Origin of the sequence: Clostridium sp. UBA7791 (assembly GCF_002480755.1) — a bacterium.
Taxonomy (GTDB): Bacteria; Bacillota; Clostridia; order Clostridiales; family Clostridiaceae; genus Clostridium_J; species Clostridium_J sulfidigenes.
Genome location: NZ_DLCT01000009.1, coordinates 17,694 through 37,055 on the forward strand (window position 1 = coordinate 17,694; position 19,362 = coordinate 37,055).

General features: G+C 27.7%; 32 protein-coding genes. 31 read left to right on the top strand and 1 reads right to left on the bottom strand.

Annotation, left to right across the window (positions count from 1 at the left end; all coding sequences use genetic code 11):
- Nucleotides 1-19 precede the first annotated feature (19 nt).
- From B3Z56_RS13645 to B3Z56_RS13690, 10 genes are all read left to right on the top strand, one after another.
- Entirely contained in the window at nt 20-268 is a 249-nt protein-coding gene (locus B3Z56_RS13645; RefSeq protein ID WP_346879005.1) for a hypothetical protein, read from the top strand.
- Nucleotides 269-285: 17 nt separating this feature from the next.
- Nucleotides 286-453 carry a hypothetical protein gene (locus tag B3Z56_RS13650; RefSeq protein WP_346879006.1) on the top strand — a complete coding sequence of 56 codons (168 nt, stop codon included), beginning with the start codon at nt 286-288 and terminating at the stop codon, nt 451-453.
- A 3-nt stretch (nt 454-456) separates the two neighbouring features.
- On the top strand, nt 457-753 hold the full coding sequence (locus B3Z56_RS13655; protein ID WP_346879007.1) for a hypothetical protein: 297 nt from the start codon (nt 457-459) through the stop codon (nt 751-753).
- Between the two features lie 4 nt (nt 754-757).
- The gene (locus B3Z56_RS13660; protein WP_346879008.1) at nt 758-1,060 is read left to right on the top strand and encodes a hypothetical protein; all 303 of its coding nucleotides are present in this window, start codon (nt 758-760) and stop codon (nt 1,058-1,060) included.
- Entirely contained in the window at nt 1,061-1,225 is a 165-nt protein-coding gene (locus B3Z56_RS13665) for a hypothetical protein (RefSeq protein WP_346879009.1), read from the top strand.
- A gap of 81 nt (nt 1,226-1,306) precedes the next feature.
- Nucleotides 1,307-1,894, top strand: coding sequence for a hypothetical protein (locus B3Z56_RS13670; RefSeq protein ID WP_346879010.1), 588 nt, complete (start codon nt 1,307-1,309; stop codon nt 1,892-1,894).
- 75 nt (nt 1,895-1,969) lie between these two features.
- A complete protein-coding gene (locus tag B3Z56_RS13675; RefSeq protein WP_346879011.1) occupies nt 1,970-2,146 on the top strand; it encodes a zinc-ribbon domain-containing protein in 177 nt (58 codons plus the stop codon).
- Between the two features lies 1 nt (nt 2,147).
- A complete protein-coding gene (locus B3Z56_RS13680) occupies nt 2,148-2,357 on the top strand; it encodes a hypothetical protein (RefSeq protein WP_346879012.1) in 210 nt (69 codons plus the stop codon).
- On the top strand, nt 2,358-2,531 hold the full coding sequence (locus B3Z56_RS13685; protein ID WP_346879013.1) for a hypothetical protein: 174 nt from the start codon (nt 2,358-2,360) through the stop codon (nt 2,529-2,531).
- The gene (locus B3Z56_RS13690; protein WP_346879014.1) at nt 2,528-2,704 is read left to right on the top strand and encodes a hypothetical protein; all 177 of its coding nucleotides are present in this window, start codon (nt 2,528-2,530) and stop codon (nt 2,702-2,704) included. Before B3Z56_RS13685 ends, B3Z56_RS13690 begins: the two co-directional genes overlap by 4 nt.
- A 35-nt stretch (nt 2,705-2,739) precedes the next feature.
- Here B3Z56_RS13690 and B3Z56_RS13695 read toward each other — a convergent pair whose 3' ends face one another.
- A complete protein-coding gene (locus B3Z56_RS13695; RefSeq protein ID WP_346879015.1) occupies nt 2,740-3,159 on the bottom strand; it encodes a hypothetical protein in 420 nt (139 codons plus the stop codon).
- 96 nt (nt 3,160-3,255) lie between these two features.
- Between B3Z56_RS13695 and B3Z56_RS13700 the strand changes: the two genes are divergently transcribed.
- The 21 genes from B3Z56_RS13700 (at nt 3,256) to B3Z56_RS13800 (ending at nt 19,167) form a co-directional block, all read left to right on the top strand.
- Nucleotides 3,256-3,660, top strand: a complete 405-nt coding sequence (locus B3Z56_RS13700; RefSeq protein ID WP_346879016.1) for a terminase small subunit — start codon at nt 3,256-3,258, stop codon at nt 3,658-3,660.
- A 186-nt stretch (nt 3,661-3,846) separates the two neighbouring features.
- Nucleotides 3,847-4,389, top strand: coding sequence for a site-specific integrase (locus B3Z56_RS13705; RefSeq protein WP_346879017.1), 543 nt, complete (start codon nt 3,847-3,849; stop codon nt 4,387-4,389).
- Nucleotides 4,390-4,536: 147 nt separating this feature from the next.
- A complete protein-coding gene (locus B3Z56_RS13710) occupies nt 4,537-4,929 on the top strand; it encodes a hypothetical protein (RefSeq protein ID WP_346879018.1) in 393 nt (130 codons plus the stop codon).
- A gap of 221 nt (nt 4,930-5,150) precedes the next feature.
- Entirely contained in the window at nt 5,151-6,278 is a 1,128-nt protein-coding gene (locus B3Z56_RS13715; RefSeq protein ID WP_346879034.1) for a PBSX family phage terminase large subunit, read from the top strand.
- Between the two features lie 39 nt (nt 6,279-6,317).
- A complete protein-coding gene (locus tag B3Z56_RS13720; protein WP_346879019.1) occupies nt 6,318-7,607 on the top strand; it encodes a phage portal protein in 1,290 nt (429 codons plus the stop codon).
- Nucleotides 7,608-7,686: 79 nt separating this feature from the next.
- The gene (locus B3Z56_RS13725) at nt 7,687-8,586 is read left to right on the top strand and encodes a minor capsid protein (protein ID WP_346879020.1); all 900 of its coding nucleotides are present in this window, start codon (nt 7,687-7,689) and stop codon (nt 8,584-8,586) included.
- Between the two features lie 80 nt (nt 8,587-8,666).
- Nucleotides 8,667-9,338 carry a capsid assembly scaffolding protein Gp46 family protein gene (locus B3Z56_RS13730; RefSeq protein ID WP_346879021.1) on the top strand — a complete coding sequence of 224 codons (672 nt, stop codon included), beginning with the start codon at nt 8,667-8,669 and terminating at the stop codon, nt 9,336-9,338.
- Nucleotides 9,339-9,461: 123 nt separating this feature from the next.
- On the top strand, nt 9,462-10,265 hold the full coding sequence (locus tag B3Z56_RS13735; RefSeq protein WP_346879022.1) for a N4-gp56 family major capsid protein: 804 nt from the start codon (nt 9,462-9,464) through the stop codon (nt 10,263-10,265).
- A gap of 63 nt (nt 10,266-10,328) precedes the next feature.
- Nucleotides 10,329-10,619 (top strand): hypothetical protein, encoded by a 291-nt coding sequence (locus B3Z56_RS13740; protein ID WP_346879023.1) that lies wholly within the window; start codon nt 10,329-10,331, stop codon nt 10,617-10,619.
- A 12-nt stretch (nt 10,620-10,631) separates the two neighbouring features.
- The gene (locus B3Z56_RS13745; protein WP_346879024.1) at nt 10,632-10,952 is read left to right on the top strand and encodes a hypothetical protein; all 321 of its coding nucleotides are present in this window, start codon (nt 10,632-10,634) and stop codon (nt 10,950-10,952) included.
- Nucleotides 10,949-11,263 carry an HK97 gp10 family phage protein gene (locus tag B3Z56_RS13750; RefSeq protein ID WP_346879025.1) on the top strand — a complete coding sequence of 105 codons (315 nt, stop codon included), beginning with the start codon at nt 10,949-10,951 and terminating at the stop codon, nt 11,261-11,263. The genes B3Z56_RS13745 and B3Z56_RS13750 overlap by 4 nt, the downstream gene beginning before the upstream one ends.
- A gap of 11 nt (nt 11,264-11,274) precedes the next feature.
- A complete protein-coding gene (locus tag B3Z56_RS13755) occupies nt 11,275-11,631 on the top strand; it encodes a hypothetical protein (protein ID WP_346879026.1) in 357 nt (118 codons plus the stop codon).
- Between the two features lie 15 nt (nt 11,632-11,646).
- Nucleotides 11,647-12,213: a hypothetical protein gene (locus B3Z56_RS13760; RefSeq protein ID WP_343824030.1), complete on the top strand. Its 567-nt coding sequence runs from the start codon at nt 11,647-11,649 to the stop codon at nt 12,211-12,213.
- A 115-nt stretch (nt 12,214-12,328) separates the two neighbouring features.
- Complete coding sequence (locus tag B3Z56_RS13765) at nt 12,329-12,817, top strand: hypothetical protein (RefSeq protein WP_346879027.1); 489 nt, start codon at nt 12,329-12,331, stop codon at nt 12,815-12,817.
- A 77-nt stretch (nt 12,818-12,894) separates the two neighbouring features.
- The gene (locus B3Z56_RS13770) at nt 12,895-13,146 is read left to right on the top strand and encodes a hypothetical protein (RefSeq protein WP_346879028.1); all 252 of its coding nucleotides are present in this window, start codon (nt 12,895-12,897) and stop codon (nt 13,144-13,146) included.
- 43 nt (nt 13,147-13,189) lie between these two features.
- The gene (locus tag B3Z56_RS13775; protein WP_346879029.1) at nt 13,190-14,875 is read left to right on the top strand and encodes a hypothetical protein; all 1,686 of its coding nucleotides are present in this window, start codon (nt 13,190-13,192) and stop codon (nt 14,873-14,875) included.
- A 14-nt stretch (nt 14,876-14,889) separates the two neighbouring features.
- On the top strand, nt 14,890-15,627 hold the full coding sequence (locus B3Z56_RS13780; RefSeq protein ID WP_346879030.1) for a hypothetical protein: 738 nt from the start codon (nt 14,890-14,892) through the stop codon (nt 15,625-15,627).
- A 52-nt stretch (nt 15,628-15,679) separates the two neighbouring features.
- The gene (locus tag B3Z56_RS13785) at nt 15,680-16,456 is read left to right on the top strand and encodes a hypothetical protein (protein ID WP_346879031.1); all 777 of its coding nucleotides are present in this window, start codon (nt 15,680-15,682) and stop codon (nt 16,454-16,456) included.
- Nucleotides 16,438-18,387 carry a phage tail spike protein gene (locus tag B3Z56_RS13790; protein WP_346879032.1) on the top strand — a complete coding sequence of 650 codons (1,950 nt, stop codon included), beginning with the start codon at nt 16,438-16,440 and terminating at the stop codon, nt 18,385-18,387. Before B3Z56_RS13785 ends, B3Z56_RS13790 begins: the two co-directional genes overlap by 19 nt.
- 16 nt (nt 18,388-18,403) lie before the next feature.
- Nucleotides 18,404-18,604, top strand: a complete 201-nt coding sequence (locus B3Z56_RS13795; protein WP_343824016.1) for a BhlA/UviB family holin-like peptide — start codon at nt 18,404-18,406, stop codon at nt 18,602-18,604.
- Between the two features lie 131 nt (nt 18,605-18,735).
- Complete coding sequence (locus B3Z56_RS13800; RefSeq protein WP_346879033.1) at nt 18,736-19,167, top strand: hypothetical protein; 432 nt, start codon at nt 18,736-18,738, stop codon at nt 19,165-19,167.
- Nucleotides 19,168-19,362: the final 195 nt, after the last annotated feature.

Sequence of the window (19,362 nt, forward strand, 5' to 3'; positions counted from 1 at the left end):
AATAAAAGAGGTGAAAGTGATGATTAAATTTAAGAGTAATAAAAAAGCAACATTTTTAAAATATTTTGGTGTAGATATAAGACCTACACTAGATAAAGATACTAATATTGTACTGTGGTTAGTTGATGAGAATGATACTAAATATGGGGATGTAATAGCAGATTATGTGGATTGCACCAGAGGGTATAGAGAAGTGTATTTAGATTATACAAAGTGGCTAGAAACAGAAAGAGAAATTAAGGATTTAATACATAGAGCAAGATTATAGAAAGAGAGGTAAGAAAGATGATTGAAATAATAGGATTTATACTAACTTATGTAATATTTGTAGGATTAATATTTTTAGAGGCAATTGGAATACTCGGAGTAGTAAAATTAGGATTTATTGGAATGGAATATGTGGACAAAATTACAGATAAATTAAAGAAGAAAGTAAGGATAGAGGAGAGATAAGAGATGAATAAGTATGAAAGAAAAAGAATGGATAATGAGTATTTAGAAACTATGGAATGGATGTATCGCAATTGTGTTCCAGAAGAAAATAATAAAGAAATTACATATAGAGAAGTAAAAGAGTATTTAAAAAGTCATTTACATAATAATAAAATTTTAGCACAACTCCTTCCTGATCTAAATAGTTTGACTGAAAAGACTATACAAGCCTTAGAATCCGAGGATGAAGAAGTGTTTGATTTATATTTTAAAAGACTATGTGGTTTTGTGGAAAAATTGCAAAAATATATGGAGGTATAGAAAGATGGAATATATAAGAATTGAATATAGAGACAGAGTGAAAGAGATATTGGAATTCATTAGTAAGGAAGAATTAGGTAAGTGGGTAGTAGAAAATTTTGATAACATTAAAGACTTAAAACCAGAAGACATGGCTAGAAAAATTAGGATAAATACTAGTGATGGCAAAGAGATAGTTAGAAAGTTATATGATGAAAAGGCTAGTGTTCTTGAAAATATAGCCATGATGGTTGATGATATTAAATTAGAAGAAGAACGTATAGGACAGATTACTATTATTGAGCCTAGAGTTGGAGTGTTTAAGTAAATGATTAAAAATTTTACATATGAAATTAATGGACAAGAAGATTATAAAATGGCAATCCATGAGATTGAATTAATAAGACAACAGTATAAAAACATTAGTACAGTGGAAGTAGTTGATAGAGATAGAAATGTTATTGCTATTTTGTTGGAGGTATACAATGTATAGAATTGTAATAATTTAGAGGATTTTATAACTTTTTGTAGAATATAGAGATTGGTAAAATTTTAATATTCTATGGGGGTAAAAATGAGCATAAAAAGAATTAGAGTCAAGACTATAGCAAATGAGTTTAAAAATATCATAAAAAACGTAATAAAAGTTTTAAAATGTGATTTAGACAAAGAGTTTTCAGAATTAAAATTGTTAGATAGCGTTAATTTGAAAAAAAGAAAATATATGTATATTAATATAGCAAAAAATAGTAAGGAAGCTGGGAGTATATTTAAAAATTTCATTGGTATGACAGCAATTATAATTACTATTTTGGGTATTATTGTTCCAGTTTATATAAAGACTACTGATAATATAAATAATGTATTTAAAGATATTACTGATAAGAAAATTGAGCTAATTAATCAAAAAGAAATAAAACCAGAAGAAAAAATATCTCAACAAGAAGAACTTTCAAAAAAACTATCTGAAGCATATATTAACAATATAGAATCAGTTTCAAGTTATTTTGAAGGTATTACTAAAATTGTAGTATGGGTTATAGCGTTGAATGGGGTGATAATACTTATTATGATATTTTATAATTATAAAAATTCTTATTATGAAACAGTGGTTCAGTATATAGATGATGAATTGATAAAAAATAATGATATTATAAATTAAATTAATAATTTATTAGGCATCCTTAGGGTGTCTTTTATTGTACAGAAAAATAATAAGAAAGTTGGTAGATAAGATATGTTAGAAAAATTATATGAAGATGACATAGTAATTAAATGTAAGGAATGTGGAGAAGATTTTATATTTACTAAGAGAGAACAGGAGTTTTATAAAGAAAAAGGATGGGATAGTGAACCCAAAAGTTGTTATCAATGTAGAAAAAATAGAAAGAAATATATAAGAAGGGAAGATTAAAATGATGGAATTAGGATTGCTCATGATTAGTATAGTAATTATGTTTATTATAGTTTTATTTTGGATGATTGATAGAAGTAATTTACAAGATAAGATTAATAAATATGAAAGACAGATATCTTATTTAGAGAGAGAAAAAGATAAAAACATAAAAAATATAGAATCTTTAAGAGTATATATAAAAGAGATAATGGAAGGAACGTTAGATTAAATGAAAGTAAGAAAGTATTATCATCATGTTTATACATTTATTAATGAGGTGGACTGGAAAAAATATTGGAATGACATAGAAGTTTTCAGGAGTGAATTTGGAGAGGATAATATTGTTTATTATAGTGGAGATGATCATGGATTTATTACTTGTGATATTGAGGTGAATATATGAGTGAGATTAATAAGACATATAAACATGAATATTTTTATGAGAATGATGTTGAGTACATAATAGCTTGTGAGGAAGTTAAGAAGTTTAAAGACAAGTTTAGAAAATATAATGTTATAGTTTACAATGATAAGGATAAAAGCATTTTAAGAGTATGGGTAAATATAAGAGAGTAATTTCACTAGATTATACTATAACAAGATATAACATTTTAAAAAAAGAAAAGTAGGTGATTTTTACCTACTTTTCTTGAATATATTTTAATAAATAGTGATTCGTCACTAGAGTCATCATTGGATATTTTACCTAGAAAATATGATATTATTTTAAACAATATAGACTTAGATTTTCCGTCCTTAGGTTTAGAAGTATAGCATTTAACTTTATTTTTATCACCATTAAGATGAGTTATTTGACAATTAAATGTAATATTACACTTATTGAATTGTGATAATGGTTTATTGGATGACTTTCCTTTAATTGTAGATGCTAGGAGTTTTTCAAGTAATAAAGAAACTAATTCATCTATATTTTCTTCAGATGAGTTAGTTGAAGTTGTCATTGGGTTTTTATTTAAACCGCCTAAACCACTAAAAAGGTTATCATAATTAATTGTAGTATTATGTTTCATTTTAACGACTCCCTTCATTATAAATATTATATAATAAATGATAGATATATTCAAAGTGAATTTAAATTAACTTATAGAGAAAGGATGTGAAATAATATGGCAAAATGGATAGGAAGACCACCAAAATTTCAAGATGCAAATGAAGTAACTAAAATAATTGAGAAGTACTTTAGTGAATGTGACATTAATAATGAACCATATACAGTAAGTGGACTAGGATTAGCACTAGGTATTAGTTTGTCTAGTTTAAGGGATTACAAGAATTGTGTTAATGATATTAATGTACTAAAACAATTAGATGAAGATGTAAAACGTGAACTTTCGCTCATCGTAAAAAGAGCCTATATGATATGTGAGAATTATGCTGAGAAGAAGATGTTAGACCCTTCTTGCAATAAAAATCCAGTATCATATATTTTCAGTTTGAAAAATTTTGGATGGGTAGATAAGCAAGAAGTAGAGCAAACTAATAGAACCATAGAAGTGACTTTGGAAGATTAATAATACATGCCAATGTAACACAATAGATATTAAGTTACATTGATTAAATCTCTATATTCATTGATATTACTAGTGTTGTGCTAAATACCATATAAATTTTTTGTTCTAATGTAACATATTGTATTGCGTTATTACTTTGAATGTATTATAATGAATATATAAAGTTGATGAAAGAAGGATTAATCTATGGATTTAGTACAACCAATTAGGGATAAAGATTTAATACAAAAGTTTAAAAATGAATTATTAAAGAGTGGATATAGAGATTATATGTTATTTATAATAGGTATTAATACAGGACTAAGAATATCAGATATATTAAATCTAAAAGTAAATGATGTAAAAGACCATACACATATTAATATAGTAGAAAAGAAAACAGGAAAGAATAAAAGATTTCTAATTAACACATACCTAAAGAAAGATATAGACCGATATATAGAAGGTATGTGTAATAATGATTGGTTATTCCCTTCTCGTAAAGGTGATAAGGCTATTAGTAGAGTTCAAGCATATAGAATACTTAACAATGTAGCTGATAAGTTAGGTGTAGAAGAAGTAGGAACACATACACTTAGAAAGACATTTGGTTATTGGCATTACCAACAACATAAAGATGTAGCAGTATTACAAGATATATTTAATCATTCAGCACCAAGTGTAACTCTTAGATATATTGGAATCAATGATGATATAAAAGATAAGACAATTGAAGAGTTCTATTTATAAGATTAGGTTTATGCCTAGTCTTTTTATTATGAGGGGGTATGGTTCTAAATCTATGTGTGTATTATGGGTACGTACCCTAGATAAATATTTTTTACAATAAAAAGGACTTTATAGTAGTATATAGAATTATTCTATGAGGTGAATTTTATGAAAGAATTAGTTGAAAAATATAAATATGGTAAAGGAATAAGGCAATATAGTGACAGATATAAAAAGGGAATAGGTGATAGATTTTGGGGACAGATTACAAGTAAAAATGATGTTTCTAAAATTGTAGAGAGAGCTAAAAATGTAGTAAGTTATTTCGAGAAAGATTTCAAATGGAAATTAATTTCTGAAGATATTGAAGAGATACAAATGGAATTAGGAAAGTATGAATTAGCATTATGTAAAATAATACAAATGAATGATTTTATATTAAAACCTAAAGAAAATAATTTTGATTATACATCTGAAGAATTTATGCAATTATTAAATGACTTAGAAAATTTAAAAGAACGTTTGTCTGATATTATGATGAGAAAAGCATGTCAAGATTAGATAAAATTCAAGAGCTATCTTTTGATAGTTCTTTTTTAATGCCTAAAAATCAATAAAAGGGGGTGGTTTGCCACTATGAGTAATGCAAAATTTAAGATATCTAAGAAGTGTTTCAATGATGTGTATTTACCACAATTAGAAAATTATGATACTAGATTTAACGTGTTCTATGGTGGGGCATAGTTGGAAGTGGTAAGTCGCACTTTGTATTTGCAAAGCTAATTTATAAATATTTAAAATATGAAAATAGAAAGTGTTTAGTTATTAGAAAGACTCAAAATTCTTTAAAGGATAGTTGTTTTTCAATGGTAAAATCTATATTATCAGATTGGCATTTATATGAACAATGTAAAATAAATAAAACAGATTTAACTATTGAGTTACCTAATGGTAGCTTATTTTTATTTAAAGGGTTGGATGACCCTGAACGAATTAAATCTATTAATGGCATAGATGATATTATAGTTGAAGAATGTACTGAAATAGATGATTTCTCTTTTGACCAATTATGTTTAAGGCTTAGAAGTAAAAATCCATATAATCAAGTTCATGTAATGTTTAACCCAGTATCTAAAGAAAAGTGGGTATATAAACGATGGTTTGCTGATGATGCAACCTACAATAAAGATAATACTGTAATACTACATACTACATATAAAGATAATAAGTTTCTACCACAGGAATACATAGATAACCTTAAAGAAATGGAAAAAACAAATAATGTATATTATAGGATTTATGCTTTAGGAGAGTTTGCTACACTTTCTAAGTTGATATACACCAATTGGGAAGTTAAGACTTTTGATTATATGAAAATATTGAAGGAGAAAGATACTAGAAAAACAATATTTGGAACTGATTTTGGATATACAAACGATTATACAACATTAATATGTAGTGTTATTGATGAATCAGAGAAAATAATATGGATTTATGATGAGCATTTTGAAAAACATATGACCAATGAAGATATATATAAAATGTATGAAGAACATGGTGTAGTTGGAGAAAGAATTGTTTGTGATAGTTCTGAACCAAAGTCTATAGAAGAATTAAAAAGATTTGGATGTAAAAGAGTAGTTGGTGCAACTAAAGGAAGAGACTCTATTATGAATGGTATTCAATTAATTCAACAATATAAGATTATAGTACATACCAACTGTGTTATGATTCAAGAAGAATTGAAAAACTATACCTTTGTAAAAGATAAATCTACAGGAGAATATATAAATAAGGCTATAGATAAATATAATCATGGATTGGATGCATTTAGATATAGTGTCATGAATGAAACAGGAAATAAAAGAGGTACTATAAGATTATTAGATAGAAGACTACTAGGGATTTAGTTGTCTTTTTTAATGCGAAAAAAATAGGAGGTGAAGTAAATGTTATATAATAAAGAAATAGCCGAAAAATTAATAAAAAAATATAATAGTCAATTACCATTGTATAAAAAGATGTATAACTATTACATAGGTAAAACAGACATAGAGAATAACTATAAGCAGATTGATGGTAGAAGTAATGAAATGATAAAGACTAACTATATTAAGAAGTTTATAACAGAGCATGTTGCTTATGGTGTAGGAAATGAGATTACATATACACATAGAAAGGATGATGAAGATTGTATTGATGATATAGAATATAATGTTCAAATTCAAAAGTCTAGTATAGATAGTCTATTATACAAGAATATGCTTATATTTGGTAAAGCGTATGAATTAGGATATATATACAATGATGAAATTAGATTTAAAGTAACTACTCCATTGAATTCTATAGCATATGTAAATGATGAAAACGAGACAGAGATGTTTATATATTTTTATAAAAAAGATTTAGATGATACTAAATATATGGATATATACTGTACTGAAGGTATTTATCACTTTGAAGAAGAGTTTAAAGAAGTAGAAACAATGACACCATCTTATTTAGGAGTACCTGTTTCTATTGCCGTATTGGATGAAGAAGAATTTGAAACTATTTATAATGATATAAAAACATTACAAGACGGTTTTGAAAAATCATTATCTAACTGGCTTAACAACGACAATGATTTCAGAGATAGTTACTTTTATACTAAAAACGTAGAAGTAGATGAAACTTTTGCTGATAAAATGAAAAATATGAGGGTTATTGATCTACCTAATTCTGATAGTGAAGCGGGATTTATGACTAAAAATGCTAACGCTGATTATGTTAATAGATTAGTAGATGTGATAGAAGATAAAATATATCAGATATCGCAGTCTATTAATAGTAATGAAGCAATGCAAAGTAATACTTCTGGTGTAGCAATACTAAGTAGAATCATAAATTTAAGAAATAAAATAAACTTAGAACAGAAATGTTTAAAGGATGCTATAAGAAATAGACTAAAAATATTATTTAAATATTTAAAGATAGCATATAGTAAAAATTATAATTATAGAGATATAAAGATAAACTTTACTATGAATGTACCAAGTGATGATGTAGCTATGGCACAAATAATCACACAACTTAACGGTAAATTATCTGTAGAAACTGGCTTAAATCAATTAAGTTTTATTCAAAATGGAAAGGCTGAATTTGAAAAAATGTTGGATGAACAGAAAAAGATTAATGATATCTTAGAGAGTGGTCAGATTGACCTAGATAATATAGGTGAAGATGAGGAGTTGATATAATTGAAAAATTTTAAGAAGTTCTTTAGAGGATTGATAAATTATTGTATCCATTATATAGAATTAAAAAGGATGTTAAAAAATGAGAAAAGGAATAAGTAAAGACCAACAATTTTATATTAATCTAACTGAAGAATTTAATAAAGAATTATATAACATATCAGATACTGAAATTAATAAAATTTTAAGTAAACAAAAGAAAGATAGAGATACTTTATTATCAGAAATAGGTAAAATAATATTAACTTATACTGTAGCAGATAATATATTAGATTTAAGCAGCCATGAAAAAATTAAACTTAGTAAGAATCTAAATAATATTATAAGTGATATATTTAAAGCTCAAACAAAAAATGAAATATCTAAGGCTAATGATATATTAACTATGATAGGGTTGGATAAATATTATTCTAACTCTTATACTTTAAGTTTAGGATTTGATTTTAAAATTAAAAAAATCACTGATAAAGCACTTGATGGGATAATTAAAAAAACTATTAAGGGTAAAAATTATAGTGATAGAATTTGGGATAATAAAAATAAAGTTGCTAAAGCTCTAAGAGTAGAAATTAAGAAGTTCTTGAATGGAGAAATAAATCTAAATGAGATTGAGAAGGTAGTTAAAACTAGATTTAATTTTAATGCCTATAACACTAAAAGATTAGTTCAAAATGAAACCAGTAGAGTCATGAATCAAGTTAATGAAGAATTCCAAGAGGATCATAATATTGAATATGTTATGTGGTCGGCAACTTTGGATGATAAGACAGGAGATTATGATGCATCACTAGATGGAAAAGTTTTTAGAGTTGATGATGATAGTAGACCTATGCCGATTGATGATACTCATATTGGATGTAGATGTTGTTATATTAGTTTACCTAATGAAAATTATAGACCTTCTAAAAGATTAGACAATAAAACTAAAGAGAAAATAAGTTATAAAACTTATGAAGAGTGGAAATTAGAACAAGACCTTTAAAGGGTCTATTTTTATGTAGAAAAATATTTTATGAACTAGGTAGGATATAAATACTACTTAGGGCGAAAGGAGATTTTAAAATGAAGAAAAATGAATTATTAAAGTTAATAGAAAGTTTAGAGGATGAAGCAGAAGTGCTTGATACTTTAAAAGAACATGAAGAAATAAAGTCTTTAGCTAAGGACTTTAATGTTAATGAAATAGCATTAGAAGACTTTACAAAACTCTTGCAAGAGAATCCAACTATAAAAGGATATTGGACATCTGAAAAAGATAGAGCAGTATCTAAAGGTGTTAATACTTTTAAAGAAAACAACCTTCAAAAACTAATTGATGAAGCTATAAAGTCTAAATCAAATGAAGGTAAAACTCCAGAGCAAATAGCACTTGAAGAAATTCAAAAGAAGTATGAAGCTATGGAAAAACAAATGAAAATGAAAGACTTAGAATCTAAGTATAAAGATACTTTAAGTGAAAAAGGTTTAGATACTAGACTAATGAAATTTATCTTATCTGAAAATGAAGAAGATATTACTAAAAATATAGAGTTCTTTACTGACATAATATCTTCTAATACTAATTTGAAGGTAAATGAAAGATTGAATGAATCTAGTTATAAACCTAAGAATAACAAGGATTTAAATAATAATAAAACTATGACTAAAGAAGAATTATTAAATAAGGGAATTTTCTATGTAAGTAAATTTCAAGAAGAAAATCCAGAAGAATATAAATTAATAATGAATAGTTAAACAACCATAATGCTTGAAATGATATATAGCAAAAATGGTTGTTTTTATTATGTCTTTTTATAAGTCTGAATTAGACATAAAAGAAAAAGGACTACTATATTTAAAATGAAAGAGGTAATAATTATGGAAAATACACTAATTAATAATGTGGTTTTAGGAGAAGTTATAGGAGCAGAACTTCCAGGAAAATTAAAATTTGCTCCAATTGCAATTGTAGATGATACTTTAGTAGGTGTAGCAGGAGATACTATAAAGGTTGAAAAGTATGGTTATATTGGAGAAGCAGTAGACGTTGCTGAAGGTCAACCAATTCCATTATCCGATTTAGCTATGACTTCTACCGAAGTTACTTTAAAGAAGGCAGGTAAAGGTTTTACTTTGACAGATGAAGAAGTTCAAAGAAGGGGAAGTGAAGTAGTAGAAGAAGGTAAGAGACAAGTTACTATGGCAATCAAAGATAAAATTGACACAGATTCTTATGAGTCTCTAAAGACAACTAAACTAGTACACAATTGTGCATTAAAGTTAACTTTTGCAGACATAGTTAAAGCTAAGTCATTATTTCAATTAGAAGATGATGAAAAGTTAGTGTTATACATTCATCCAGACCAAGAAGCTGATGTGATTACTACAGAAGGATTTATTCCTTCTACTAACTTTGGAGATAAAGTACTAGTTGAAGGTGCAATTGGTAGACTGGCTGGTTGTGATGTTGTTAAGACTTTAAAAGTTAAGAAAGTTTCTAATAAGTATAATGACATTGTTGTAAGAGATGGTGCTTTAGGAATTAAGTTGGGAAAATCTGTTGGAATTGAAGAAGATAGAGTAGCTTCGAATAAGAAAACTGATTATTATGCAGATGAAGTTTATATTACTTATCTAGCTAGAGATAATGGAGCGGTTAAAGTAGTTACTACCGAAGCTTAGCTTCTTTTAGGGATAGGGGGTATTTCTCCTACCCTATCTTTTATATGAGAGGAGATTGATAAAATGTATACGGATTTAGAATTAGAACAAATAGCAATAAGTTCTATTAGAAATTACTTAAATGTTGTAGGTAAAGAGTCATGGACAGATGGTTATATTAAATCTAATTATGCTATGGCTATTAAGGTAATAATAAATAACTATAAAAATGTATTAGAAGTTAGTAACGGAATATCTAATATAAACTCTGTTTCTCGGGGAGTACAATCTATTAGTTTTAATAGTAACTCCAATTCGCTTATAAGTGACGAAGTTAAATTATTACTTCCTCGACCTTTCATTAGATTGTTTTAAGGTGGTGAAGAAATGGTATTTTTAAAAAATGCATCAATAGAAACTACAATCAAGACTACTTACAAAAACAATATAGGTCAAGTTATAATAGAAGGATGGAAAAAGAATGGTAATGTCTACAGGGTTGGAATTGACCCTATAGACATAAAAGCTATTAAATGTACATGGGGTGAAGATATCGAAGCTAAATATCAGGTATATGCTGATGAAGAATTACTTATCGGAGATATTGTAGTTTGGAAAAATAAAGTCTATGAAATAGAAAAGGCTATAGATTATATTAATTACCGAATTTATGCTATTAAATCTGTAGATGTGGAGGTGATAGCATGAAGAAAGTAAATAATCTAAAAAAAGTAATGGATAAATATAAAGATGCAGTTAAAGAAGCCAGTGAAGAAATTAGTATTACTGAGTTAGCTAATATACAATCTAATACTCCTGTTAAGACGGGTGACTTAAAGAAAAGTATTGGAACTGCTATAGAAGGTGATGGTAGTAAAACTGAAATCGTTTGGGGTTCTGATTTAATATATGCTCCAAAAGTTGAGTTTGAAAATACCTCTTATTTACGAGATACCTTAAGAGAAAACCATGACCAAGTTGTAGAAATTCTTAAAAAGCACTTAAAAGAAATAGAGTAGGAGGTGCTTAAATGGTAGATTTAGAGGTTATACAAGAAAATATAATTAATCTTATTAACTATGAAAATTTATTTTTAGATGAATTACCGAGTGATTCTGATTTTGTTAATTCTATAGGTATAGTTGCTAAGATAGGTGATTCTATCCAAGATAATACTTATAGGAATGATTTAACCTTAGAATTAAGATTGGTAGGTACTAAAAATAAAAAAATAGATATGCAGAGATTTGCAATAGAATTAGAACAAAAATTAAATAAAACATATTTTTTAAATTGTAGGATCATAAAACAAAATGCTTTTTATTCTAGTTATATAGATGAAGATAAGCAAAATATAGTTCTACAATTTTATATTTTAAAATATTAGAAAGGACGTGTTGAAATGAGTGATATTAAAGATATGAATATCTTGGTTGATAGTGCAGTTCTGTATTACGGAACATTTGACTTAACTACTGGACTAGATACAGTAATGACCACTATAAAGGATAAAGAATTAGGTCTTGCTAAAGGTTCTTTAAAATTTGAAGCCAAACCCGAGATTAGAGATATTGAACATTGTGGAGCTTTAGAAAGAAAGATAGCAGGTTTACAAAGAGTTATGAAGTGGGATGTAAAAGCAGAAGCAGAAATACTTGATTTTAATAAAACTGTATTAGAAGCTAGTTTAATAAAGAAGGTTGAAAATACATCTACCAAGTTTGATGTATATGAACCATCTGATACAATAGATGTTGCTGATTATAAAGACTTGTTGATAGTAGGTCAAAAACATGGAAGTTCTGACCCAATTATTATACATATTTTGAATTCCTACAATGCAGAAGGTATTGGGTTTGAAACCAAAGACAATGATGAAGCTAGTACTGCTATGACATTTAACGGATGTTATAAGTTTAATAGCAACGAAAAACCATTTAGAGTTTATATGCCGAAAGCAGTAATTTAAGGGATAGAGTAAAATCTATCTCTTTATTTATATTGATGATTTAATTTAGTCTTCTAATTTATGAAGACTAGAAGATTAATAAAATTATTAAAAGTTAGAAAGGAAGTTAGTAAAAATGATAAATGCAAATAAAGAATTGATAATAACTACAAGTGAAGCAATGATGGTGTTAAGAGTAATAAATAAACTAAATATGAAAAATGAATTAGTAAAAGCCATTGGAGAATTTACTAAGATACAACAAGAATCCGAACAACAATATAGAAAGTTAAGAGAATTAATTTTAGAAGATTGTGGTGGAAAAGATGAATATATTATTTTAAGTGATGATGATAAAGAAATAATAAGTAATAAAATATTACTTAAGGATAATGGAATACAAGAAAAATTAGTTGCACTAGAAGAAAAACAAAATAGTTTAGGAACAGATATTCTGTATGAATTTATAAGTAAATTACCAAGTGCAGAAAAAGAGGTATATAAAGCATTAGCAACTATATTCAATAAAAATGTAAAAGAAATAGAAGTTCAAGAATTAGATAAAACTGTTGATATGATTAAAGAAATTGTTAAATGTAAAAGTATAATAAGTTTTTTCAAATAAGCAATCAGCTAGAAGATATAAGCATTAATTTATATTATATTCTTTTAAAAACTGGTTGCATTAGTTATATAGAAAAAATGGATCTAAACGATTCAATATATATTATAACAGATGTTATAGAAGGATTCATTGATGAAAGAACATATATGAGATATTGTCTTGATAATATATTATTACAATTTAATGGAAGTCCAATGTCTTATATAGATTATAAATCTAAAATTGGTGGGGTTTCTAAAACTAATAATATAGAGATAACCCAAGAAGAAAAAGAAAATATAAGAAACAATGCATTAGAGACTTTATCTAGTTTAGCTTTAGTTAATTAGATAATCTCTCTTTTTTATTTTAATAAAAAGGGAGGTGAGAAAAATGAGTGATGTATTTGATTTGCAAGGTAGTATTAAACTCAATTCCAGAGAAGTATTAGATGGACTGGCTAAAGTTGATAAACAAGTTGATGAAACTGGAAAATCCATGGAGGAGTTAGAAGGTAAGAGTGGTAAAGTCGGAAAAGTTATGGGAGGACTAGGTAAAACTATTGCTTCTGCTTTTTCTTTAAATGTTATTAAGAATTTTGCTAAAGAAGCGGTAGAAGGTGCTAATGTTCAAATAATAGCTGAGACTAAACTTCAAAATAACTTAATGGCTACGGGCAAGGCTACTATGGAAAATGTAGATAGTTTAAAACAGTATGCTTCACACTTGCAAAAGGTCGGAGTTATTGGAGACGAAGTTGGTATGGCGGGTATGTCTCAATTAGCAACTTTTAACTTGACTAGTGATTCTATTAAAACTTTATCTGATGGAATGTATAACCTTGCAGTTAATCAAAAGGGTGTAAATGCCACACAGGAAGATATGATGGGATATGCCAACATGGTAGGTAAAGCTATGCAAGGACAAGCAACTGCCTTAACTAGAGTTGGTGTAACTATGGATGAACACCAAAAGAAAATTATTGAAACAGGTACAGAGCAAGAGAGAGCATCGGTTATAGCAGAAGTTTTAAAAGCTAACTATGGAAACCTAAATGAAGAAATTGCTAAAACTCCTGAGGGTAAAATGGCTCAATTGAACAATGACCTTGGTGACATGAAAGAAACTTTAGGTATGGCATTATTACCAGTTATAACTAAAGTAGTGGAATGGATACAACAATTAGTTACTTGGTTTACCTCTTTATCTCCAACCATGCAAAAGGTAATATTAGTCGGGGGATTAGTAGTTGCATTTTTACCAGGACTAATAGCAATGTTAAGTGGATTGGCTACCGTTGCAGGTGCTTGTGGAATATCCTTTACAGCTATGGCACTTCCTATATTAGCAATTATTGCAGTTATAGGAGCAGTTATAGCAATAGGTGTTCTGCTATATAAGAATTGGGATACCATAAAAGAGAAAGCAGGGCAACTAGGAGCATGGCTTGGTGAAAAATGGAATAACATTAAAGAAAAGACATCTCAAACTTGGAATAGCATGAAGGAAAATACCTCTAAAGCATGGGGTGCAATGAAATCCAAAATTGAAGAGCATGGTGGAGGAATAAAAGGTATTGTAGGATTAGTTGGTGAAGGTATGAAGAAATCTTGGGGAATGGCTTTTGATAATATGGATAAGGCGAGTGGTGGTAAATTATCAGCTATGGCTAATAAAGTCAGAGAAGGACTAGATAAGGTTAAGAATTTCTTTAGAAACTTAAAACTTCCTGAAATAAAAATTCCACACATCAAACTACCACATATTGGAGTTACGGGAGAGTTTAGCTTGAAACCTCCTAGAATACCAAAGTTTAATGTAGATTGGTACTCTAGCGGTGCTATATTTAACAAGAAAACAATATTACCAAATGGAATAGGAGTTGGAGATGCTAATAAAGGTCAAGGGTCAAACCCAGAAGCAATAATGCCGATTGATGGGTTAAGAGATATGATTAAAGATTTATTACAAATAACTGTTATAAATGAAATGGATGGTAGAGAGATGTCTAGGATGTTAGCTAAATACCAAGATGAATTTGACAAATATAATCAAAGAAATCCAAGATTAGCTTATTAGAGAGGAGGTATAAAATGAATATAGCAAGTGATATGTATAGTGTAGATACGCCAGTACATGATTTTATTTTTAATAGAAACAATGCTACAGATTTTAATTTATTAGTTGTAGAATATCCATCTATACCTTCTATCAACGAGGAAATAGAAGAGGTACTTATACCTAATAGAAGCAGTTCTCTAACTATAAGAAAAAATGAATATAGGGATAGAGAAATAAAGTTCAAATTAAGAATGGTAGACATAGAATACTTCTGGGAAGAGATAGATGCTATCAAAATATGGCTAAGTGATATTAAAGATAACAAACTATATTATGATAGGGAAGATAGATATTTTGTAGTAAAGAGAGTTATAGTAGGAAATATTTTTAAAGAACTAAAAATGTATGGGGAGTTTGAAATTAGTTTTATAGTAAAACCATTTTTAGTAGGTATGACAAATTCAAAGAATTTTTTAGAAAATAATTTTGTCATAAAAAATCAAGGCAATTTTGAAGTGAATCCTTTAATAACTTTATACGGTAATGGAAATCTTCAACTAACCATTAACGATGAAACATTAACTATTAATAATGTAGTTAATCAAGTAAACATTAATTCTCATTTGATGGATTGTACCAATGCTGACGGTAGTAATAAATTAATGGATACGCTAGGTAATTTCCCAACTTTAAAAGTAGGAGATAACAATATAGTCGTATCTGAAAATGTAGTAAACACAACTATAAAATTTGATAACTTGTACAGGTAGGGAAATTATCTCTACCTTATTTTTTATTTAAAAGAAGAGAGGAAGATATAAAGTGAGATATATATTAGAAAATGAATTTAAATATGATTGGATGGATTCTGAAAGATGTTCTTTTACTCCATATGATACAACATTTGTATTAGAAAAAAGGGCAAAAAAAGATGGTGAGCTATTGGAAAATGTAGGTAATTATATAGAAGTTCTCTTGCAAATTAGAAAAGTAGATGAAAATGAAATATCTAAACCCATAGTCGGTGTAGAAGTAGAATTTATTAATAGATGGCTATTTGGACATTCAAACGATAAAGATTTAGAGTATCAAAAGAGACATTATAAAGGGTTATTTAGAAAAGGTTATAGATGGAAAGAAAATGCAACAAGTGGAATACTAGATGTTATTTTTACAATGGTTAATAATGCTTTTTCTCTTAGTCGTACTCATGGTGTCAAGGTAAGAGATACTAGAATTATAAAAATAGACAATAGAAGTAATGCAGTCGATTATTTAGATACAGAAATTTTGGTTAATTTAAAGGATAGTAATGTAAATAGTGTAACTATAGAAAATCTAGCAAATGGAAATAAGATGGTTTTAAGTAATTTAGAAAGTAAAGAATGTTTATATATAAATGGTCAAAACCAATACATAGAAAGTAAAGTAGATAAAAATAGAAATATATATCTTAAATTTTCAGGTCAATATATAAAACTTAATAAAGGTGTAAATGAAATAAAAATTACTACTAATGGATTAACTGAGGTTGAAATTATACATCAACCAATTTTTATAAATGAAAGTGAGGTGCTACAATGTCCAGAAATATCTTAATAAGTATATTTGATAAAAATACTCCTAAAAGTAAAGTCTTATCTTCTAATGGAATAGCTATTTTAGATAATATTTGTGTGGACTGCATAACAGAAGAAGACTTAAATGGTAACTATACTTTAGATGCTACATTCCTCATTGATGATGATGGACTATATAAACATATCCACGAGGAAGCAATATTAAAAGTAAGAATGGATTATGGGGACGAAATATTTAGAATTGCAAAGGTAAATCCTAATAGAAGAGATATAAACGTATTTGCTCGTCAAATAACTATTGCAGATTCTTTAGATATATTTTTAGAAGATGTAAGACCAACCAATTTAAATGGACAAGGTGCTATATCTTATATGCTTCAAAATAGTAATGAGTATAAAACCAATAAACAGTATGCTAGAGATTTAGAAGTGTTCAGTGATATCTCTAAATATTCAACTGCTTATTACATGAATATGAATTTATATAAGGCTCTTCATGACACAGACCAAAGTTTTGAAAATAGATGGGGTAATTGTGAAGTTCAGAGAAGAGGATATAGGATTAATATAAATAAAAAAATAGGAACTAATAGAGGATTCCAAGTTAGGAGCAGAAAAAATCTAGTAGGGTTTGAGTATGAAACCAATATAGATTCTGTTACTACACGAATTAAACCAATAGGCTTTAACGGAATTACTATAGTTGGATTTTGGGATAGCCCTTTGATTAATAATTATCCTAAAATCAAAACAAAGGAAATTAAATATGAAGATGTAAAAGTTAGAGATGAAAATACTAGAGAAGATGAAGAAGGAATGATATTTGAAACTTTAGAGTTAGCTAGAAATGAGTTAGTAAAAAGGGCAATTAAAGAATTTAATGAAAACCACATAGATGAATTACAAGCACAATATAGGATTTCTTTTGTTCAGCTAGAAAAGACAGAGGAATATAAAGACTATGCAATATTAGAAAGGTGTTATCTAGGAGATATAGTAACAGTTATAGAGGATAAATTAAATATTAATATAACTGTTAGAGCTATTAAAAAGAAGTATGATGTATTGAGACAAATGGTTACTGAAATAGAACTAAGTAATTCTAACTTAATTAATAAGGGTGTAAGTATAGCAAGTATTATTAAAGAATTAGAAAAAATACCTAATGGCGATGAAATATTACAACAAGCTAAAGAATCAGCGACAAATATGATTAATTCAGGATTAAAAAATTCTTATGTAATAGTTAGACCGAATGAAATATTAATTATGGATACTAAAGATGTAAATACTGCTACTAAAGTGTGGAGATGGAATAACGGAGGTCTTGGGTTTTCTTCTAATGGATATAAGGGTACATTTGGAACTGCTATAACAGCAGATGGTGCTATAGTAGCAGATTTTATTACAACTGGTGTTTTAAATGCCAATCTAATAAAAACAGGTGTACTTTCTAGTATAGATGGTAGTGTATCTATAAACTTATCCAACGGAGCTTTTAGCATAGGTGGAAGAAGTGGTGATGTTGCTACTCATACGGGAAGTTATAGTGAATGGAAAAACACAGATGGTTCTATTACTAGATGTGATGCAAGTGGATTTTATAATAAAGTAGGAACTTCTAAAAGAGAATATCACCATTTAAGTTATAATACAACAGTCCTATTCCCATCTTATAGTGGTACTGGTTATTCTACAAAGTGGGTTACTTTACCTGCTGAGTTTAGAGGAAAAAATATTAATGCAACTGTTAGTATAAGTGAAGCTATGGCAAATGATGTACCGAGTGGATTAGGGGTTATAGGTTCTATGGGGACATATGTACAAGAAATAGACAAAGTTGGAGGAAGGGTACTTATATATGGCTTTATGAGTGCCTATGATGTAATTAATAAAAACTGGCATAACTTAAATCACAAATTAATTGTTAAATTAACAGTTATAGCATAAGAGAGGAGGTTTTCATATGGAAAGTGAAATCATTAAAATGGTAGTTTCCTACGGAATATTTGCAGTTCTATTTGTTTATTTATTCTTTTATATGTTAAAAGATAGTAAAGTTAGAGAAGCAAAATACCAGGAGATTATTACATCACTTACGGACAAGTTCGGAGTAGTAGAAGATATAAAAAAGGACGTAGAAGATATTAAAAATAAAATGGTTTAATACATACGAGGAATGAGTATTGATTTACTTGTTCCTTTTTTATTTTAGATAAGTACATAAATATAATTGTCATAATTGAAAATATGAATGAAATTAACTATATATGAAGGAATTTTTATGGAGGATAGTATATGTGGAAAAGACATGGATTGAGTAAGACGAAGAATTGGAATGTATGGCAGAGTATGTTACAGAGATGCAATAACAGTAATAATAAAGATTATATTAATTATGGTGGAAGAGGAATAAAGGTTTGTGAAGATTGGTTAGAATATATTAACTTCTATAATTGGAGCATGACAAATGGATATTGTGAAGGAATAAGTATAGATAGAATAAACTCAAATGGAGACTATGAACCTTCTAATTGTAGATGGATTACAAATAAAGAACAACAAAATAATAAGAGAAATAATATACGTATATTATATGAAGGGAAAATTCTAACTTTAACTGAATTAGCAGAAATAACAAATATAAATAGAGAAGTTTTAGAAATGAGATATATTAGAGGAGATAGAGGCGAAAGATTGACTAGACCCGTTAGAAAAAGAAGTGCATAGTAAAATATAGTTCTTGATTTCACATGATAACTAGAATATAATTTATAGTGTAAACAATGCAACAAACTAATTAAAATGAGTTCAACAAATTGAATTATGTTTATAGAAAAAATGATATAGTTTGTTGGTGTGTAAATGCTGTAAAGTGTTGATATGACTAGGCTCGGGCTTTGTGAAATTCAGAGTTCATCGCAA

Excerpts from the sequence above, each read along its gene's own strand:
- B3Z56_RS13765 (WP_346879027.1), top strand. The coding sequence starts at position 12,329 with ATGATAAATGCAAATAAAGAATTGATAATAACTACAAGTGAAGCAATG.
- B3Z56_RS13720 (WP_346879019.1), top strand. The coding sequence starts at position 6,318 with ATGTTATATAATAAAGAAATAGCCGAAAAATTAATAAAAAAATATAAT.
- B3Z56_RS13695 (WP_346879015.1), bottom strand. The coding sequence starts at position 3,159 with ATGAAACATAATACTACAATTAATTATGATAACCTTTTTAGTGGTTTA.
- B3Z56_RS13655 (WP_346879007.1), top strand. The coding sequence starts at position 457 with ATGAATAAGTATGAAAGAAAAAGAATGGATAATGAGTATTTAGAAACT.
- B3Z56_RS13650 (WP_346879006.1), top strand. The coding sequence starts at position 286 with ATGATTGAAATAATAGGATTTATACTAACTTATGTAATATTTGTAGGA.
- B3Z56_RS13680 (WP_346879012.1), top strand. The coding sequence starts at position 2,148 with ATGATGGAATTAGGATTGCTCATGATTAGTATAGTAATTATGTTTATT.
- B3Z56_RS13800 (WP_346879033.1), top strand. The coding sequence starts at position 18,736 with ATGTGGAAAAGACATGGATTGAGTAAGACGAAGAATTGGAATGTATGG.
- B3Z56_RS13760 (WP_343824030.1), top strand. The coding sequence starts at position 11,647 with ATGAGTGATATTAAAGATATGAATATCTTGGTTGATAGTGCAGTTCTG.
- B3Z56_RS13670 (WP_346879010.1), top strand. The coding sequence starts at position 1,307 with ATGAGCATAAAAAGAATTAGAGTCAAGACTATAGCAAATGAGTTTAAA.
- B3Z56_RS13665 (WP_346879009.1), top strand. The coding sequence starts at position 1,061 with ATGATTAAAAATTTTACATATGAAATTAATGGACAAGAAGATTATAAA.
- B3Z56_RS13675 (WP_346879011.1), top strand. The coding sequence starts at position 1,970 with ATGTTAGAAAAATTATATGAAGATGACATAGTAATTAAATGTAAGGAA.
- B3Z56_RS13740 (WP_346879023.1), top strand. The coding sequence starts at position 10,329 with ATGTATACGGATTTAGAATTAGAACAAATAGCAATAAGTTCTATTAGA.
- B3Z56_RS13745 (WP_346879024.1), top strand. The coding sequence starts at position 10,632 with ATGGTATTTTTAAAAAATGCATCAATAGAAACTACAATCAAGACTACT.
- B3Z56_RS13705 (WP_346879017.1), top strand. The coding sequence starts at position 3,847 with ATGGATTTAGTACAACCAATTAGGGATAAAGATTTAATACAAAAGTTT.
- B3Z56_RS13735 (WP_346879022.1), top strand. The coding sequence starts at position 9,462 with ATGGAAAATACACTAATTAATAATGTGGTTTTAGGAGAAGTTATAGGA.
- B3Z56_RS13750 (WP_346879025.1), top strand. The coding sequence starts at position 10,949 with ATGAAGAAAGTAAATAATCTAAAAAAAGTAATGGATAAATATAAAGAT.
- B3Z56_RS13710 (WP_346879018.1), top strand. The coding sequence starts at position 4,537 with ATGAAAGAATTAGTTGAAAAATATAAATATGGTAAAGGAATAAGGCAA.
- B3Z56_RS13730 (WP_346879021.1), top strand. The coding sequence starts at position 8,667 with ATGAAGAAAAATGAATTATTAAAGTTAATAGAAAGTTTAGAGGATGAA.
- B3Z56_RS13645 (WP_346879005.1), top strand. The coding sequence starts at position 20 with ATGATTAAATTTAAGAGTAATAAAAAAGCAACATTTTTAAAATATTTT.
- B3Z56_RS13770 (WP_346879028.1), top strand. The coding sequence starts at position 12,895 with ATGGATCTAAACGATTCAATATATATTATAACAGATGTTATAGAAGGA.
- B3Z56_RS13795 (WP_343824016.1), top strand. The coding sequence starts at position 18,404 with ATGGAAAGTGAAATCATTAAAATGGTAGTTTCCTACGGAATATTTGCA.
- B3Z56_RS13780 (WP_346879030.1), top strand. The coding sequence starts at position 14,890 with ATGAATATAGCAAGTGATATGTATAGTGTAGATACGCCAGTACATGAT.
- B3Z56_RS13660 (WP_346879008.1), top strand. The coding sequence starts at position 758 with ATGGAATATATAAGAATTGAATATAGAGACAGAGTGAAAGAGATATTG.
- B3Z56_RS13790 (WP_346879032.1), top strand. The coding sequence starts at position 16,438 with ATGTCCAGAAATATCTTAATAAGTATATTTGATAAAAATACTCCTAAA.
- B3Z56_RS13690 (WP_346879014.1), top strand. The coding sequence starts at position 2,528 with ATGAGTGAGATTAATAAGACATATAAACATGAATATTTTTATGAGAAT.
- B3Z56_RS13775 (WP_346879029.1), top strand. The coding sequence starts at position 13,190 with ATGAGTGATGTATTTGATTTGCAAGGTAGTATTAAACTCAATTCCAGA.
- B3Z56_RS13725 (WP_346879020.1), top strand. The coding sequence starts at position 7,687 with ATGAGAAAAGGAATAAGTAAAGACCAACAATTTTATATTAATCTAACT.
- B3Z56_RS13685 (WP_346879013.1), top strand. The coding sequence starts at position 2,358 with ATGAAAGTAAGAAAGTATTATCATCATGTTTATACATTTATTAATGAG.
- B3Z56_RS13700 (WP_346879016.1), top strand. The coding sequence starts at position 3,256 with ATGGCAAAATGGATAGGAAGACCACCAAAATTTCAAGATGCAAATGAA.
- B3Z56_RS13755 (WP_346879026.1), top strand. The coding sequence starts at position 11,275 with ATGGTAGATTTAGAGGTTATACAAGAAAATATAATTAATCTTATTAAC.